This is a genomic window from Streptomyces sp. NPDC050161, from assembly GCF_044460025.1.
Taxonomy (GTDB): domain Bacteria; phylum Actinomycetota; class Actinomycetes; order Streptomycetales; family Streptomycetaceae; genus Streptomyces.
In genome coordinates this window covers 450,201-467,982 of sequence record NZ_JBITJM010000004.1, presented here as the reverse complement: position 1 = coordinate 467,982, position 17,782 = coordinate 450,201, and the positions used below count along the sequence as shown (strand labels likewise).

The following is a 17,782-nucleotide window of genomic DNA, read 5'->3' as shown; positions in this document are numbered from 1 at the left end:
GTGAATCCTCTGCATCATGCAAATTCGCGATTCAGGCTAACAAGGGGTGGTTCCGGCCAACCCCCTAAACAACCCCTAAGCTCCGTGCGGTTTCATGAAGTACCCATGTCACCGCGGTGAACGGCATCGTTGATCAATTTTTCGGCGCCGGGTACGGGAAGGTCGGGAAACGGGAATGGTGCCACCGGCCGGTCCGCCATGACAAGCCATGCCTGTCCGGTCCGCCCGTCGGCGAGCACCGTCTCGAATGCGTCGGCCACGTGCTCGACGCTCGCCACCGGGAGCCCCGCTTCGGCGATGGCCGGCCGGCGTCCGGCGATCAGCGGGGTGTCCACCAGGCCGGGGCAGAGCGCGTTGAGCGAGACTTTGTCGGGTTGCAGCACGGGGGCGAGGGAGCGGACGAGGGCGACCACCGCGCTCTTGGTCGCGGAGTACACGACTTCGATCGAGGGGCGCAGTGCCGCCGCGCTGGCCGTGACGACGATGTGCCCGCCGCTGCGGCGCACCTGCGGCAGGGCGGCCTGAATGCCGAAGACCACGGAATCGAGGTTGATGCCGACGATCTTCCGGTAGCCGTCGGGGTCGAAGCCGGGCCCGAGGGAAGTCCCGCCGGTGATGCCCGCGTTGAGGTGGACGACGTCGAGGCGGCCGTATGTGGCCACCGCCGCCGCGACCGCCGCCTCGTTGTCCTGGAGGGCGGCCACGTCGGTCCGTACGAACACGGCGCCCGTCCGCGCGGCGACCGCTTCGCCCCTCGGTGCGTCGATGTCCGCTATGACGACGCGGTATCCGCGGGCCACGAGACGCCCTGCGACCGCGGCGCCGATGCCGCTCGCCCCGCCGGTGACGAGGGCCACCGGGCCGCGGGCCTGGGATTCGCTGTTCTCCTGCGCTGCCATCCGACCGCCTCCCTCTTCCACCCTTTTTGCCCTTCCTTCCTTTTCCGTCGATCCGGTCATCCCAGCCTGGCCCGCAGTTCGCTGCGTCCTGCGAGCTGGAGTTTGCGGTAGATGCGGGTGAGGTGCTGCTCCACCGTGCTGACCGTGACGGAAAGGTCGTGGGCGATCTGCTGGTTGCTGCTTCCCTGTGCCGCGAGGACGGCGACCTTCTGCTCGGAAGGGCTCAGCTTTTCCAGATAGGCGGAGTGCCGGTCGTAGATTTTGTAGCGGCGGATTTCCGGCTGCTGTTCGGTCTCCAGGTGGCCTTTGCGGAATCCTTCCAGCGTGCGGAAGAGGTCCGGGGTGGCGGCCGTTTCCCGGAGTTTTTCGAAGACGGATTCCCGGAACTTGGCGCGGGTCCGGGGGGCACCGGGCCGATTTCCGTCCGCGCCCGCGCCGGTGCTCACCGCCGCGCCCACGGGGGTGTCCACGCCCGCCAGGTCGAAGGTTTCGTCGATGCGGTCGACGGCTTTCCCGTACTCGTTCATCGTGACGTACGCGGCGGCCACTCCCAGCCGCCACGGGATGAGGCGGTGCCGGTCGATTCCCCAGTCGGCCATCAGGCCGCCGCATCTGAGGAAGTCGGCAAGACCGGCCAGGGATTCGCCGACCGCGAGGCGGTAGAGGCCCCGGGCGTAGAGGTAGTCGAGTCCGTAGCGGGTGTCGAAGAGGCAGTCGGGCACCTTGTGCGGAAGCAGGGCGGCTGCGGATGCGGGGTTGCCTGCCGCTACGTGGGCCAGGACCGAGCAGGCGAGCAGTTCCGCCATGCGGATGCCCCACAGGCGGGCGGGAAACAGGTCAAGTGCCTTCTCCACCTCCGCTGCGGCTTCCTTGGGTTCGCCACCGCGCAGTGCGATCTCGGCGCGTACCACTCGCAGGCGTGCCTCGCGGCAGACGTGCCGTCCGCCCGTTCCGTCGGCGAAGCGTTCGCACCAGAACGCGGCCTGTGCGGGGTCGTCGTGCCGGACGATCGTCGCCAGTGCGGCCGTGATCGCGGGCAGGTTCTCCTCGTTCGGGTCGCAGCCGTACAGGGCGAGCTTGGCCGCCCGTACCGCTTCCCTGCCCTCGCAGCCGTCCTCGGTGAGGGCGCCCGACAGGGCCCAGGCCGCCGCGTAGTACGGGGCACGGGTGAGGCGTTCCTCCAGGATCCGGCGGGCCGGCCGCTCCCTGGCCCACACCTCTCGCAGCAGTACCGGAAAGTCACAGGCGAGCAGCAGCCGCCTGGCGATGAGCGCGAGCAGTTCGGCGCTCTCGGGGCGGCTGACGGCGGCGATGCGCCGGTCCAGCAGGGCGAGTTCGTCCTTGGCGAGCCACAGGGTGCGGTGGTCCTCAAGTTCGGGGGTCGGCTCGGCGGTGGGGGCGGGCGCGAGGCGCGGTCCGCCGTCGCCCGTGTCCGCCGGTGAACCCGCCGGGGGGCGGCGGCGTTGCCCGGGTACCCGCTCACTCTCGTCGGCCACGGGGCCGGCGATCAAGGTCCTGGCCGGCGCCGCGGTCCGCACCCGCCCTTCGACCGCCTCCCAGCGGGCCCGGGGCGGTGTGCGGGGCGCCCGTGCACCGGCGTGGTCGACGTCGTCCATCGCGCTCAGCCAGCGGGCGACGTCCTCCGTGGTCGCGCCCGCGGCCCTGAGGACCGTCGCCGCGCGTGCGCTCAGTCCGGCGCGGCGATTGCGCGGCATGTCGCCGAGGACGACCCCGCGTACGGCGGGGTGGCGGAACGCCCCGTCCGCCAGCAGTCCGCAGGTGGTGAGTTCGGCCGCCGACTCCTGGACCGCGCGCGGGTCCATGCGGGCGAGTTCGGCGATGACGTCCGGTGCGCCGAACCCGTCGGCCACGGCCAGGGCTTCCGCCATTTCCCTGGTGTCCGGGTCGAGGCGGTGCAGGCAGTCCAGGACGGCCTGCCGGTAGGCGGGGCCGATGAGGGGCGGCCTGGTGTCTTCCTGCTCGCCGCGGCAGCCGCAGCAGGCGGCGTGGTCGTGGAGGAGTGCCCTGGTGAGCGAGGCGTTCCCGCCGGAGAGCCGCCGCAGCCGCTCGGCGAAGCCGTCGGCGGCGGCGTGCAGGGCGAATTCGGTGCGGGCGATGTCGGTGACGTCGGCCTGCGACAGCGGGGTGAGGGCCAGTCCGCGTACGTGCGGCAGCCGGTCGAGGTGGCCGCGGAGCCGGATGGAGTTGTGCGTCGCGTCGGTCCTGTCGGTGACGACGACCAGGACGGGATGGCGGGTGATGCTCGCCGCGAGCGATTCGATGAAGCGTACGGAGGCGGGGTCCGCGTGGCGGATGTCGTCCACACAGACGACCAGCCTGCCCGCCGCGGCCAGTTCCAGGATGCCGCGGACGGCGGTCTCGGCGGCCCGTGCGGGTGAGCGGGGCTCGGGGTGCGGGTCCGCGGGTCCGTGCCGGTCGCGCAGCAGTTGTCCGGGCACTCCGAGGAGGTCGTGGCGGCTGAACTTGGAGCAGTTCGCGGTGAGTACGCGCAGACCTCGTTCCTGGGAGGCGTGCGCGAATTGTTCGACGAGTGTGGTTTTCCCCGACAGTACGGGTCCGGTCAGCAGGACGAAGCGACCGTTCTCCGCGTGGACTTCGGCCAGATATCCGTGCAGCGCTGTGCGCGCAGCGGTACCCGACATGTGACGTGTCATGCTCTTTCCCCCGTAGCGATGTCGCCAAGGCCGCACCGGTGGCCGTGCGAAGGCCCGACCGGTCCCCGTCCCCCAAGGCGCGCAGGTGAGGGCGCGACCTCGCTGTCGAAGCCTGATCACCTGCGTCGGCGGCTGCACAAGAATGACGTGCCGTCTGGAATCCGTTTTGTGACCGCGGTGGACACCGCGGCTCCCAACCCCCCTCACCCCTCCATCGGAGCGGTCGGCGACAGGAAATCCGGTGGTTGCGCAGCACCGTCGGCCGGCGTGGGTCTCCTTCGACCGCAGCCGCTCGGTGTCGTTGTCCGCCGTTCCCCCGGCACCCCTTCGTTGGCCCCTGCCGCGTGACCAGGAACCGAGACTAAAGGCGTCCGCCGGTCAGTTCACAGTGCTCCGGAGGCCAATCGGCGCGGCTCACTCGCCGGGGAGAAGCCGCAGTTCATGTCGGCGGTGCGGTGGCAGCACCGCCTCGCCGCAACGGTCTCCCTGTCTGAAAATCGCCCCTTGCATTTGCTCTCGAAGCGGCCTTGACCCCCCTTCGGCCCTCCGACGGCGCGCATCTCGTCAATCGCTGTGGCCCGTGTGGCGAACTACCGGTAGCGGCCAAGGAGTTGACGAGCCATTCTCCTGACCTGTCCCCGTCATCCCGGTCGGCCCGCCCCCGGGACGGACACCGGCCGGTTCAGGTCGGCTCCCGTGATGGCCCTGCCCGGGAGGACGGAGCCGGGCTGGACACGCAGGGCGTCCAGCAGGAGTTCCAGCAGCCGGGCAGGTACGGAGTCGGCCACGTCGGCAGGCGCGCCCGTCTCCTGGACGAGCCGGTCCATGAACATCACGATGTCCCCGCACCCGACGTCGCGGCGCAGCACTCCGTCGTCCTGGGCATCGCCGACCATGCGCTCGAACAGGCCGATCCAGACGTCGCGGGCGTCGCGCAGTTGCTGGTTGGCGCGGAGCGCGTCACGCATCGGGTGGCACAGCGGGGAGTTGGCGAGACCGAAGCGGAACTCCGCCCACTCCCGCAGGAAGCGGTTGAGCGAACTCCAGGCGCTGCCCCCTTCCGCCATGGCCTGCTGCGCCATGGCCGTGAGCCGCTCGTAGATGTCGAGGGCCACCGCCTCCAGCAGCACGGTCCGGTCGGGGAATCTGCGGTAGAGCGTCCCCTTGCCGACCCCTGCCCTGCGGGCGATCTCATCCATCGACGCGTCCACGCCCTGGGTCATGAAGACCTCGCGGGCCGTCGCCACGATCCGCTCCCGGTTGCGCCGGGCGTCGGCCCGCAGGGGCCCGGATTCCGTGCCGTCGGGAGTGCCCGTGGCAGCTTCCCCCGTCGCTCCCATCGCGGAGCACCGCCTTTCGCCCACGGCCGACTCGCCGCCGGCCCTGCCCAGCGCCCTTGGCCACCCCGGGATGGGCTGGAAACTGGGACACTTTCCGTCCACTCACTGTATCGTAAGACGCGAAGCGGACAGATTTCGTCCAGATAGGTTCGGGATACGGGGGTTCCATGACGGAGACAGCCGCGAACAGCGCGCCCGCGGAGACATCGGCTGATCCCGCGGGGAGTGCCCGGCGCTGGTGGGCGCTGGCCATGCTCAGCGGCGCCCAGCTGATGGTGGCGCTGGACATGACGATCGTCTCGATCGCGCTGCCGACCGCCCAGGCCGACGTGCACCTCAGCGACGCCTCCAAAGGATGGGTGATCACCGCCTACACCCTTGCCTTCGGCGGGCTGTTGATGCTCGGCGGCCGGCTCGGCGACGTACTGGGCCGCCGGCGCGCGGTGCTCATCGGGGTGGCGGGCTTCGCCGCAGCGTCCGTCCTGGGCGGCGCGGCGTCGAACGCCACCATGCTCATCGCCGCCCGCGCCCTCCAGGGCGTCTTCGCCGCGCTGCTCACACCCTCCACGCTGGCCCTGCTGACCAGCATCTTTTCCGAGGGCCGGGAGCGCGCCAAGGCCCTGGGCCTGTACGGTGCGGCGCTGATGTCGGGCGGTGCGGTGGGGCTGCTGCTCGGCGGCGCCATCGCCGAGTACCTCAACTGGCGCTGGACCCTCTACGTCAACGTCCCGATCGCCCTGGTCGTCATCGTCGGCGGTCTGCGGCTGTTCCCCGACCCGCCGCGGCCCGCGCGGGTGCCGCTGGACGTCGTCGGCGCGGCTCTGGGCTGCGCGGGCATCGTCGGCTGCATCTACGCCTTCGGGGAGGCGGGCGCCCGCGGCTGGGAATCGGGGGTGGTGCTCGGCTCGCTGGCGGCCGGCCTGGTCCTGCTCGTGGTCTTCGCCGTGGTGCAGTCCCGGGTGGCCCATCCCCTGCTACCGCCCCGGGTACTCGCCGACCGCAACCGGGCCGGCGCCTTCCTGACGATCGTGATCTCCACGTTCGCGATGCTGGGCATGTTCCTGTTCATGACGTTCCAGTTCCAGGACGTCATGCGCTACTCGTCCCTCAAGGCCGGACTGGCGTTCCTGCCGTACGTGGTGGTCGCCGCGGTGATCTCCACCCGGGTGACCGGGCGGATCATGCCGCATGTCCGCCCGCGGGTGCTGCTGGCGTCCGGTCTCGCGGTCGAGGCGTCCGGGCTGCTCGTCCTCACCCGCCTCACGCCGGACAGCGGGTACGCGACGTCGGTCCTGCCGGCCCTGCTGCTGTTCGGTATCGGCGTCGGCCTTCTCGTCGCCCCCATCATGAGCACGGCGACCACTGTGTCCGACCCCGCCGACACGGCCATCGCCTCGGCGTTCGTGAACACCTCACAGCAGATCGGCGGTTCGATCGGCACGGCGCTCCTCAACAGTGTCGCCGCCGGTGCATCGGCGGCCTATCTGGCCACGCACGCCCATGCCCCGCGCAGTTGGGCCACGGTGCACGGCATGACCGTCGCCTGCGGCTGGGCCGCCGGGGTGCTGGCGGTCGGCGCCGTCATCGTGGCGTTCCTCGTCACGGCCGACCCGCGGGTCGCCCCGGGCGGCGCCGCCCCGAAGGGGAAGACCTCCTGACGCCACCGGCGCACACGGCGTCACCGCCACGACGTCACCGTCGACGCGTGAACCCACGGCTCCGGGAGGTCTCCGTAAACCGGTGGGCGTCGGCGGTGAGGTCCTTCCATTCCAAGGCGGTGCGCGTCCGCCACCACAACTCCGCACGCTTCAGGCGCCGTTAGCACCCATGTCCCGGCTCCCGGTACCCATCGCGTTTCGGACAGTCCCCGGAGGCCGGACCGTCCGGCAAGCCGGGCGGCCCGGAGCGGTCAGCCGGCCTTGGGGGACGGGCAGCCGCAGTAGCAGATGCCTCCCCCATCGGATGACGGGGCGACGCAGAGCAGGGCGGCGATGCCCGCGTGCAGATGCTCGCGCAGCGTGGCCTCGGGAGCGTTGTCGAGGGCAGGGGTGCGGAACGCCTTGCACAGCAGGCTGGTGCCGAGCATCCACGCGGCCAGCAGCTCCGCACGCAACCGCGCGTCGGGCCCCTCAAGGCGGGCCGCGAAGCGCTCGGTGAACACCTCGGTGACCTCGTCGCGGAAGCGGTCCAGCGCCTCCCCGCGGCTCGACGAGCGCAGCACGGACAGCACCGGGTGCGGCACCTCGTCGTCCTTGGGGCCGCGGGTGACGAAGGCGCAGATCCAGGCGGGGACCTCCTCCAGCGGGATCTCCAACAGCGGGTCGAACAGCGTGATGTTGGTCGACACCAGCTGAAACAAGGCGTCCTTGGAGCCGAAATAGCGGTAGACGAGCGCGGCGTCCACACCGGCGTCCCTGGCGATGTCCCGGACGCTGGCGCCGTCGTAGCCGTACCTGCCGAACCGCCCGGCCGCTGCTTCGATGAGTGCGGTGCGGGTACTCGCCGCGCCGTGCTCGCGGGCTCGTGGGGGATGCATGACGGTCTCTTCCTGCTCTGTTGACGTGTTCACCTGTCGTACCTCTGCTCGGTCCGTGTTCCAACGGCTCATGGTCCTGCCTCCGGACGCTGTCCGGAAGTCATCGGTCGTTGTCACCGATCGTTGACTGATTCTCGGGCCGGGGGCTTATGTTCGGTGAAACGGGCGGCGATTCGAACGATCGCTCTCGTGTTCCCAGGGCCGGACAACGGAGTTCGGCCCTGCCCGTCGACGCCGCGACAACTGCCGCGACGCCGCACCACAGGGGACCGGCGACCGCCGGCCCCCACACTCCACGGCGCGGACCCGCCCAGGACCCCACGGCAGGAATGGTGATCTCCAGTGCCCGCACGACATGTCGCCGTCATAGGAACCGGCTACGTCGGACTGACCACCGGCGCCTGTCTGGCGTCACTCGGTCACCACGTGGTCTGCGCGGACGCCGACCCCCACAAGGTTGAACGGCTCCGGCAGGCCCAGGTCGACATCCTGGAGCCAGGACTGCCCGAACTCGTCGCGGACGGGCTCGCATCGGGACGGCTGAGCTTCGTCCAGGACACCGCGGGAGCGGCGGCGGGCGCGGACACCGTCTTCCTGTGCCTGCCCACGCCCATGGGTGCCGGAGGCGCGGCCGACCTGGCCGCGGTGGAGTCCGTCGCCGCCGAGATCCGCTCCGTCCTGCCGCAGGGCTGCGCGGTGGTGAACAAGTCGACCGTGCCGGTGGGGACCACCGAACGCGTCGCGGAACTGCTCGGCCGCCCGGACACGACGGTCGTCAGCAACCCGGAGTTCCTCCGTGAGGGCCGCGCCGTCCACGACTTCCTGCACCCCGACCGCATCGTGGTCGGTGCGGACGCCCCGCAGGCCGCTGAGCACGTCGCCGGGCTGTACGCGGCGCTCGACGCGCCGGTGGTGCTCACCGACGCCGCCAGCGCCGAACTCACCAAGTACGCGGCGAACTTCTTCCTCGCCATGAAGCTGTCCTTCGCCAACAACCTGGCCACCGTGTGCGAACGCTTCGGCGCCGACATCGAGGCCGTCACCGTCGGCATCGGCCACGACCCCCGCATCGGCAGCGCGTTCCTCCAGCCAGGACCCGGCTGGGGCGGCTCCTGCCTGCCCAAGGACACCCACGCGCTGCTGACCGTCTGCGAACAGGCCGGGGTGGAGTTCCCGCTGCTGCGTGCCACCATCGAGACCAACGTCGAGCACCAGCGGCAGCTCGTCGAGCGCGTCGCGGCGGGCTGCGCAGGCCCTGACGGGTCGCTGCACGGTGTCCGCCTCGCCCTGTTCGGTCTCGCCTTCAAGGCGGGCACCTCCGACCTGCGTGACTCCCCCGCCCTGGCCATCGCCCGTCAACTGCGGGAACGTGGCGCCGAGTTGTACGCTTATGACCCGGCACTCTCCGAGACCCGTCCCGACCTCAGCGACCTGCTCACGCTCGTCGACGACCCGGCCGACGCCGCCGCGGGGGCAGCCGGATGCGTCGTCCTCACCGAGTGGCCCGAGTTCCACGACCTGGACTGGCAGGCCATCGCCCGGCAGCTGCACGGACCCGTCGTCTACGACTTCCGCAACCTCCTCGACCCCGGCCGGCTCGCGGACGCGGGACTGGCCTGGCAGGGCATCGGCCGCACGCTCAGCATGACCGGCTGACCCACGGCACCGACGCCACTCCTCCCGCGGTACCGCGTCCCACCGCACGGGACAGGGACCGCCGTACCGGCCCACCCTCGATGACCGAAACAGGAAGGTCCCCTCATGCGGGTTCTGTGCACCACCCTCGGCAGCCCTTCGCACGGGCGCGCCCAACTGCCCGTACTCCGGGCGCTCGCCGCCGCAGGGCACGAGATCCTTGTCGCGACCACCCCCACGCTCGCCGCGGTGTTCCAGCACGACGACGTCCGCGTCGTCAGCTGCCTGCCCGAATTCACTCCCAGCACCTTCGCAGGACCCGCGCTGGCCGAGCTGACCGAGCGCACCGACCTCGACGAGGCGGAGCGCCAGGAGCTGTTCCGGCGTCTGATGACCGAGACCATCTCCGGAACGCTCGCCAGGAAGCTGCTCGACCTTCTCCGCCCCGTGGTCGATGACTTCGGCCCCGACCTCATCCTGCGCGACGGAATGGACCTCAGCAGCGTCCTCACCGCCGAGAGGCTCGGCATACCCCAGCTGCCGACCCCGTCCGGCACCAGCAACACCCTCGACCCCGCCCACACCGTGGAGGGCCTCAACACGCTGCGCGGGGAACTCTCCCTGCCGACCGTCGACGAGCCCCTCGCGCTCGCCGCGCACGGGCGCATCGACTACGTGCCGGCGGCCTTCTCCTACTCCCAGCACCTGCCCGGCTCGCTGGCGTACCGGCAGACGGTCAATGTGGAACGCACTTCCATACTGCCTCGGTGGGTGGCCGAGTTGCCCACCGACCGACCCTTGGTGTTCGCGGCGCTCGGCACCGCCCTTCCCGAGTTGCACCGGCGGTCGGCGGACGACACCCCCTCGGACAAGATGCCCGTGGACTTCCCCGATCCCATCGAGACGCTGAAGACGATCACCGAGGCGGCGGCGCGGCTCGACGAGTGCAGCGTCATCGTCGCGACCGCCGGTCTGGCGGTGGACGGCTCCGGGCTGCCGCCGCACGTCCACCTCACCGAACGGCTCCCGCAGCCCATCCTGCTGGAGGCCACTGACCTCTTCCTCACCCACGGCGGCTTCAACAGCGTGCGCGAGTCGCTGCGTACCGCCACACCCACGGCCGTGCTGCCGCAGTTCGGCGATCAGTACATGAACGCGCGCCGGACCGAGGAGCTGGGACTCGGCCGGGAGGTCACCGACCGCACCGCCGACGGCATCGTCGCCGTGTGCCGCGACGTGCTCGCCGACACCGGCATCCAGACGCAGGTGCGCCGGGCGCGGCTGGCGATGCTCGCACTTCCCGAGGTCGAGAGCGCCGTCACCGACCTGGAGAAGCTGGTGGGCTGACCCGGCACCCCTCCGGCCCCGCGCCGGAGAGTGCCGGATCACGGAGGGGCCGGGGGCTCGGACCCTCGGCCCCTCCGCTGTCCGCCCGGCTGCACACCTGACATGCTCAACTCCGCTATGTCAAAAGGGCGTTGAGTGCTCGCCCGTCCCGACTCCTGACGGCCGGGCGGCCGAGCGCTCGCGCCCAGCAACCCCAAGGAACCGACGTGACGTCACCGGACGCCCCCGCGCGCGAGCCCGCGGCCAGCCCACCCGCCGACACCGGCCGCCCGGCCAGGCTCACGCACCGGCAGATCACCGTGGTGCTGTCCGGTCTGATGCTCGGCATGTTCCTCGGCGCGCTCGACCAGACCGTGGTCTCCTCCGCGCTCCGCACCATCGCCGACGATCTGCACGGTCTGACCGCGCAGGCGTGGGTGACCACCGCGTACCTGGTCACCGGCACCATCGCGACACCGATGTACGGCAAGCTGTCCGACATCTACGGGCGCCGCGTCATCTACCTCGTCGCGATCCTCTTCTTCGCCGCCGGGTCGCTGCTGTGCGGCTTCGCCGGGTCCATCCACCAGCTGGCCGCCTTCCGGGCCGTGCAGGGCCTTGGCGGCGGCGGCCTGATGTCCCTGGCCATGACGATCATCGCCGACATCACCTCACCGCGCGAACGTGGCCGCTACCAGGGCTGGTTCATGGCCGTGTTCGGCGGATCCAGCATCGTGGGCCCGGTCATCGGCGGGGTGTTCGCGGGCCACGACACCCTGCTGGGGCTCGACGGCTGGCGGTGGATCTTCCTGCTCAACCTGCCGCTTGCGGCCGTTGCCATCACCGTCATCATGCGTGTGCTGCGCCGCGTGCCGCACCAGCCCGTCCGGCACCGCCTCGACTACGGCGGCGCCGCCGCGCTCACCGTCGGCGTCGTGCCCCTGCTGACCGTCGCCGAACAGGGCCGCAGCTGGGGCTGGTCATCGGCGCCCGCGCTGACCATGTACGCCGTCGGCGCGGTGGGGCTCGTCGCGTTCCTCCTCATCGAGCGGCGGATGGCGGATGCCGCGCTGCTGCCGCTCCGGCTGTTCCGGACCCGTTCGTTCCGGCTCGGCACCGTGCTCCACTTCATCGTCGGCATCGGCATGTTCGGTGCCATGACGACGCTGCCGCTCTACCTCCAGCTCGTGCAGGGCATGAGCCCCATGGCCGCCGGTCTCGCCATGCTGCCCACCATGGCGGCGAACGTGGTGGTCACCCTGGTCGTCGGCCGCCTCATCTCGCGCACCGGCAACTTCAAGGTGCATCTGGTGACCGGCGTCGTCTGCATCACCGCCGCGATGCTGGCGTACGCCACCCTGCGCGCCGACAGCCCCATGTGGCACGTCGCCATCGGCATGCTCTTCATGGGCGCGGGGCTCGGCGCGTCGATGCAGACCATGACCACGCTGGCCCAGTCGGAGGTGCCGGGCCGCGACATGGGCGCCGCGACCGCGTCGGTGAACTTCTTCCGTTCCAACGGCGGGACCGTCGGCGCCGCCGCCTTCCTCTCCATCCTCTTCTCCCTCGCCGGCTCCCGCATCAGCGAGCACCTGGCCACCGCGCTCCAGCAGCCGCACCTGCGCGAGCTGGCCGAACAGAAGCACAACGCCGACGCGTTGAAGGGCGTCATCGGCCCGGGTGGCAGCGTGAACCTGGAGGACTCCGCCTTCCTCCACACCCTCGACACCCGTCTCGCGCGGCCCTTCCTGGAGGGCTACGTCAGCGCCATGCAGGTCGTCTTCCTCACCGGCGCGGCCGTCACCCTGATCGCCGTCGTGATCGCCGCCTGGCGGGTACCGAACCTCAAACTGTCGGACGACTGAACGTCTACGGTCTCCCCTTCTGCGATGGGCGGCCGTCAGAAGCGCCCTGGTCGCCGCCGTCCCTGCCGACGTCGAACCGCAGCCGCAGCTGTGTGCTGACCAGTTCGTAGCCGGCCAGGTCCGGTGCGCTGAACGGGTTGGGCAGGACGGAGATCCGGCGGCGGGTGCGGTCGAGTACGTGGGAGACGTACACGAGGAAGTACGTCTCCTCCGGCTTCAGTTGAGCGGCGCGCCGTACCTCGGACTCGCCGAGGATGATCTCGCCGCTGTCGCCGACGGACGCCTTCACCTCGTAGTAGTAGGTCCGGTCGCCGTCGTGGATGACGAAGTCGTAGCCGAGCCGGTCGTCGCCCTGCTCGCCGCCGGCGAGACCGTGGACGCGCAGCCCGGAGCGCCACGAGTCCTGGGGTGCCACGCCGAACTGCTCGTGCAGCCATGCGGCCACCACTGCCTCACCGGCGAGTCCGATGGCGGCGGTGCGGTCCGGGTCGGCGGTGGGCGCCCGGTAGGTGCCGCTCCAGGATCCGCCTCCGGACGGGGTGCGCGGCCGTGGGATCCGGGGGGCGAGCCGCTCCGGCGACCGGGCGGGGGTGGCCCGCTGCTCCGCGGTGAGGTCGGCGGTCACCTCGCGGGCGAGCGCCGGCAGGTCGTCGCGGCGCGCCGACAGGGATCTGCCGTTGAGCTGCACCTCAGGTCCCGGCCCTGGTCCGCCGGACGGCGAGCCGCCCGCGCCGCCGCTGCCCGTGGGAGTCCCGGGCTGGTGCGTCCTGCCCAGCCCGAGGTCCGCGCGCCGGTCCGACAAGGGCATCCCCTCGGGCCAGTACCCGTGGGTCTTCAGCCAGTGGAGCAGCGACTTCACGGTCAGCGCCGCGAAGTCCAGCAGCCCTTCGCCGTCCAGTTCGCGCAGGATGTCCTGGGCGTCCGTCATGGCCGCGTACCGGCCTGCGTCGTGGAGCTGCGTCCACTCGGCGATCAGTTGCCGCAGTCGGGGCAGCAGCTTGTGGACCGTCGCGCTGGACGCCTCCCGTACGTCGGCGAGGGGCCGCAGCCGGGCCGGTACGGCCGGTGTGGCGGGCAGTTGGGTGTGCGCCCATGTGTCGGCGTGCGACCTGAGCAGGTCGTCGGAGAGGTTCCAGCGGGTCGTGTGCCACGCGGGGTCGGGGGCGAGCCCGGGAAGGGAGCGCAGTCGCACGTATCCGGTCAGGGAACGGCCGGAGCGGAACGCGTCCGCGTGGGCGTCCCTGACCCTCGTGGTGACCGCCGTACGGTTGCGCTGGAGCCAGGCCGCGAACTGCCTTTCGTGGCTTTCCCTGTTGTCGGTCCCGGGCAGGCCGAGTGTGCGCCAGGCCCGGTTGGCATCGGCCAACGAGACGGAGAGGGCGCTCAGTTGGCGTTCCTGGTCACTCTCCTCCAGCAGCCGCACGAGCAGCCCCGCGTTCTCCGTGCCGATCCCCTCGGCCAGCCACGTGACGAGGGCGGTGCGGTCGGAGAAGTCCTCCACGCGTTGCTGGAGTTCCTCCGCGAGGTCGAGGTCGAGGCAGGCGAGCAGCGGGACGATCCGTGCGCTGCCGGAACGCTGTGAGGCGCGGTCGGCGAGGACGGCCTCCAGTTGGTGCGGCCTGATGTCGAGGACGGCGGCGATGTCCTCGTCGGCGACGTGCCGTACGTCCAGGCCGCGTTCTTCCAGCTTCGTCAGCGCGGCCCACAGGCTCCCTTCGAGGTAGGGCACGCCGATGAGCGAGGCCACGGCGGGCGCGGCATTGCGCACCACCCGCCATCTGGTGCGGTGCCCGGTGTGGACGACGACGATGCGGGGGCGGTCGGGGTGCGGGTGGAGCAGTGCGCGGTCGGCTCCGTTCTCGGTGAGGCGGTGTCCGGCGATCCAGACGACGGCCTCGCCCGCCACGGTCACGTCACAGCTCCGCAGCAGCCCGTCGATGTCCGCCACCGGCACGGGCTCCGGGCGCAAGGCCCGTTCCTCGTCGAACTCCACGAGGGCCGCCACCAGCGTGCGCAGCCACGGTCCCGCGTACTCGGGCAGCGGGGTGCGGGGGGCTTCGCGGACGGGCAGCCGGTCGGTCTGAATGTCGTGCTCGGCGTCGGCGCAGCGTCGGGCGTCGAACGCCGACGTCTGCTTGAGGTAGGCGTGGATCCGGCCGCCGAGTGCCTTGTCGCCGACCGGGAGCACGGGGACGGCGACGCGGTCCAGGAGGGCCCGGTTCTGGGCGCCTTCCGGGTCGGGGACGAAGAGGGGTTCGCCCGGGGCGTCGGCTTCGAGCGTCTCCAGGACGCCTGCCCGGGTGACCACGAGCCGCTCCGGTGGGGTGGGGAGCGGGGCTTCGGCGCCCGGAGCGCTGTCGTCCGGTGGGCACAGCTGCGCCCACGCCTTTTCGTGCTCCCGCCTGATCTCGTGGGCGAGTCTGCCCTCGCGGAGGTGGGGGCCGCTGTGCACGAGGTCCGGCAGGTGGCGGAGCCGGGCCGCGGCGGTGCGGGGGTCGTCCCAGGAGCGGATGCCGAGCAGGCTGAGCCGTTCCGGGAGCCGGCCCGACTGCCTGCGGCGCAGCGTGGCCGGCGCCACCGTGAGGAACGCGGGCGGGGTGTGGGTGCCGAGCCACCACCAGGCGGTGTCCGCCGTGGCGAACGTCGGGCCTGCCGTGCCGCCCGGTGCCGGTGTCTGCGGTAGCCACGGCTGGTGGGCGAGGAAGACGGACAGCGGGGTGGGCCACAGGGTTCCGCCGGCGTCGCTGTGGCGGGTGAACCGCATCTGGAGTGCGGTGTCGGGCCAGGTGGCGAGGCCGTGCACGATCAGCTCCGCGTAGCGTCTGCGGTCCTCGTCGGAGAAGGCCGGGTAGTCGTTCTGCCCCGGCAGGACGGCCTGGGGTGTGCGCGGCCGGTATTCGACGCTGGTGTAGGTGACGCGGCGGCGGGTCGGCCAGCGTTCGGCGGTGGCCCGCCACTGGGACAGCCGGACGGCGCCGCTGTCAGGTATCCGGCACCAGAACCAGCCGGGCCGGTTGAGGGCTTCTCCCTTGATCTCCTCGGTGAAGGACTCGTAGCGGGGGCGCAGCCCGTGAAAGACGCCGTGCCGTTCGAGGAAGCGTCGCATGGCGTCCACGGGGATGCCGGTGTCCGCGCAGAGGTGCCCCGGGCCTTCGAGAAGGCGGCCCGCCGTGGTGGTGAGCACGGCCGACAGGCCCTGGACGCTGTCCAGGAACCGGGTCAGTGTGTCGTCGACGGAGGCGTGGTCGCCGGGCCAACCCGGCCCGAACATGGCCCGGTTCGCGTCGCACCAGCCCGACCGGGTGGGTACCCGGAGCTTCGGCAGGACGGGTGGCCTGCGCCCGCCGCGTTCCAGCGTGTGTGACACCACGCAGGCGTAGCGCAGCCATCGGAGCCGTACGTCGCCGTCCTCGTCGTCCCCGCTCAGGACGGAGGCGACGACGTCGAGGACCCGCTCGGCCCCGTAGTCGTGGACGAGGTTGACCGCCCTGAGCCAGTTCCGTGCCTGGATTCTGCGCTTGCGCCGCTTGCCGGTCCAGTCGATCGACTCGTGCACGAAGAACAGGCGGTCGGACAGGCCGTCGGGCAGCGGTGGCAGTGCGCCGCTCTCCGTGGTGCCGCGGTCGAGGAAGACGCCTTCGCCGCCGGCCGGTGCCAGCGTCATCGTCGTGCTGAGGACGATCCGTTTGCCTTTCAGGGCGGAACCGTCGGGGAAGAGCTGGGACAGGTCGTGGTAGAAGTCCGGCCACCAGCCCGGGTCGAAGGCGCCGCGGCCCGTGGCCAGGGCGAGCCGTTGTGCCCAGTCGGCGAGGAGGCGGGCCGGCGGTTCCAGGCGCCGGCCTCTGGCGCCGGCCAGGTCCGTCAGCCGCCGCAACCGGCCGGGGTGGAGGTCCGGGTCGGCCAGGTCGGTGACTCCGGTGGCGGCGACCGCGTGCGGGGTGAAGGCGAGAGCAGCGCTCCCGGGGTTCCACAGGGCTGCCCGTGCCAGCGAGGTGCGCGCGTCGGGCCGGGTGCCGAGCACCGGGATGAAGGGCACGTCGTCGAGGTCGCCGTCGAGTTCCTGGAACGCCGAGACCAGCCGTCGCAGGGCGTCCCGCCGCCAGCACATCAGGTCGACGAGGGCGCCAGGGGGGATCCGCACCCGGCCTTCCGCCGCGGCGAGTGCCGCCTTGGCGCACAGCTCGGCGAGGGTGTCGAGCAGCAGACCGTTCCACGGCACGGCCTCGTTGAACGAACGGCGGTTCATCTCGGCGAGGAACGGCGCGTGCACATAGCCGCGGACCGGCGCCGGTATCTGCTCGGCCATGGGCAGGAAGGTGTAGAGCCGCCCGGATTCCAGCGGGTCGCCGACCGGAACCGCGACCCGCACCTCGGCCTTCTTCTCCCACGCCGCCCAGTCGTGCCGCATCATGCGCTTCTCGATCGACGTGGCGATCGCGTCCCGTGCCCGGTCCGCTTCGACCTTCCCGCAGACGACGATCAGTTGCTTGCGCCGGCGGAGGGTGACCCGCTGGACCTTGAGGCCGCGGGAGCTGTGGAGCGTCTCCACCTCGCGCTCGCACGTCTTGCTGCGGACCTTGCCCGCGGTCTTCCGTGTCAGCGTCACGCGTTGCAGACGGTCGAGGAACAGCTCGAACGGGGCCGCGTCGTCCATGAGTTCCTGCAACTGTGCCCCGGCGGCCGAGCGGGCGTCGGCGGACTTCAGGGGCAGGCGTACGACGGTGACGAAGCCGCGGCGGGCGAATCGCCGGGCGGCGGGTGGCGCCTCCTCCAGGAAGACCGGCACCTTGAGCCGGAGGAGGTTCTCCCTCAAGTACGCGGCGAATCCGGGGCGTTCGGGTGCCACTTCGGCGGCCAGCGCGTCGAAGTCGTCGAGCAGGGCGAAGCGGAAGGTGAAGCCGTCGAAGGTGCGGGCCCCGGCCTGCGCCACGCTGTACACCTCGGGTGCGTCACACAGGTGCAGCACGCTTTTGAAGCCGACTCCTTTGTGGCCGATGCCCTCGTCGGCGCGCTTGCTGGAGAGGGCGATGCTGCACAGCGCCTTGAAGTCCCCGCTGCCGAACGGCTTCCCGCGGTTGGCCACATAGAGGGTGCCGTGCTCTCCCTCGTCGTCGTCGAGCACGATCTCGACGCGCCCGTCGGCGGCTCGCGCGGGGTGGGCGTCGTGCGCGTTCTGGAGCAGTTCGATGAGCACCCGCCCCTCGTATTCGGGCGAGATGATCGTCTCGGCGACGGCTTTGGCCTCGCGCGCCGCCTCCCGGCCGTCGTCCCAGTCCCGCAGGCACCCCCGGACCTCGGTCAGGGCCCGGTCCCTGACGCGCTTGCGCCGGGCGGCGGATCCTCGTGACGGTGCGGATCCTCGTGACGGTAAGGCCCCTGCCGTCGGACGGCGTCCCTCGCGTGTCATGCCGTGTGCTCCCCCCGGCCTTCGCCCCCGGCCCTTTGAAGGTGACTCAGCCGGTGATCCTACTGAGCGTCCCGGAGTTCCCGCACGCCGCGGTCGATC

At 71.4% G+C, this 17,782-nt stretch carries 9 protein-coding genes; 4 read left to right on the top strand and 5 right to left on the bottom strand.

Annotation, left to right across the window (positions count from 1 at the left end; translation table 11 throughout):
* Positions 1–92: 92 nt before the first annotated feature.
* From ACIBK8_RS09790 to ACIBK8_RS09780, 3 genes are all read right to left on the bottom strand, one after another.
* A complete protein-coding gene (locus ACIBK8_RS09790) occupies positions 93–899 on the bottom strand; it encodes an SDR family NAD(P)-dependent oxidoreductase (RefSeq protein ID WP_399041169.1) in 807 nt (268 codons plus the stop codon).
* Positions 900–955: 56 nt separating this feature from the next.
* The gene (locus ACIBK8_RS09785) at positions 956–3,574 is read right to left on the bottom strand and encodes an AAA family ATPase (RefSeq protein WP_399041168.1); all 2,619 of its coding nucleotides are present in this window, start codon (positions 3,572–3,574) and stop codon (positions 956–958) included.
* A gap of 641 nt (positions 3,575–4,215) precedes the next feature.
* Entirely contained in the window at positions 4,216–4,914 is a 699-nt protein-coding gene (locus ACIBK8_RS09780) for a TetR/AcrR family transcriptional regulator (protein WP_399041166.1), read from the bottom strand.
* A 167-nt stretch (positions 4,915–5,081) separates the two neighbouring features.
* Between ACIBK8_RS09780 and ACIBK8_RS09775 the strand changes: the two genes are divergently transcribed.
* Positions 5,082–6,572, top strand: a complete 1,491-nt coding sequence (locus ACIBK8_RS09775; RefSeq protein ID WP_399041165.1) for an MFS transporter — start codon at positions 5,082–5,084, stop codon at positions 6,570–6,572.
* Positions 6,573–6,823: 251 nt separating this feature from the next.
* Here ACIBK8_RS09775 and ACIBK8_RS09770 read toward each other — a convergent pair whose 3' ends face one another.
* Positions 6,824–7,483 carry a TetR/AcrR family transcriptional regulator gene (locus ACIBK8_RS09770; protein WP_399041164.1) on the bottom strand — a complete coding sequence of 220 codons (660 nt, stop codon included), beginning with the start codon at positions 7,481–7,483 and terminating at the stop codon, positions 6,824–6,826.
* A 309-nt stretch (positions 7,484–7,792) separates the two neighbouring features.
* On the opposite strand from ACIBK8_RS09770, the gene ACIBK8_RS09765 reads away from it, so the two are divergent.
* The 3 genes from ACIBK8_RS09765 to ACIBK8_RS09755 all read left to right on the top strand — a co-directional run bounded on the left by ACIBK8_RS09765 (position 7,793) and on the right by ACIBK8_RS09755 (position 12,276).
* Positions 7,793–9,106, top strand: coding sequence for a UDP-glucose dehydrogenase family protein (locus ACIBK8_RS09765; protein WP_399041162.1), 1,314 nt, complete (start codon positions 7,793–7,795; stop codon positions 9,104–9,106).
* A 105-nt stretch (positions 9,107–9,211) separates the two neighbouring features.
* Positions 9,212–10,432 (top strand): glycosyltransferase, encoded by a 1,221-nt coding sequence (locus ACIBK8_RS09760; protein WP_399041161.1) that lies wholly within the window; start codon positions 9,212–9,214, stop codon positions 10,430–10,432.
* A gap of 206 nt (positions 10,433–10,638) precedes the next feature.
* Positions 10,639–12,276 carry an MDR family MFS transporter gene (locus ACIBK8_RS09755; protein ID WP_399041160.1) on the top strand — a complete coding sequence of 546 codons (1,638 nt, stop codon included), beginning with the start codon at positions 10,639–10,641 and terminating at the stop codon, positions 12,274–12,276.
* Positions 12,277–12,280: 4 nt separating this feature from the next.
* On the opposite strand, the gene ACIBK8_RS09750 is transcribed toward ACIBK8_RS09755, so the two are convergent.
* A complete protein-coding gene (locus tag ACIBK8_RS09750; RefSeq protein WP_399041159.1) occupies positions 12,281–17,683 on the bottom strand; it encodes a sacsin N-terminal ATP-binding-like domain-containing protein in 5,403 nt (1,800 codons plus the stop codon).
* Between the last annotated feature and the right edge of the window lie 99 nt (positions 17,684–17,782).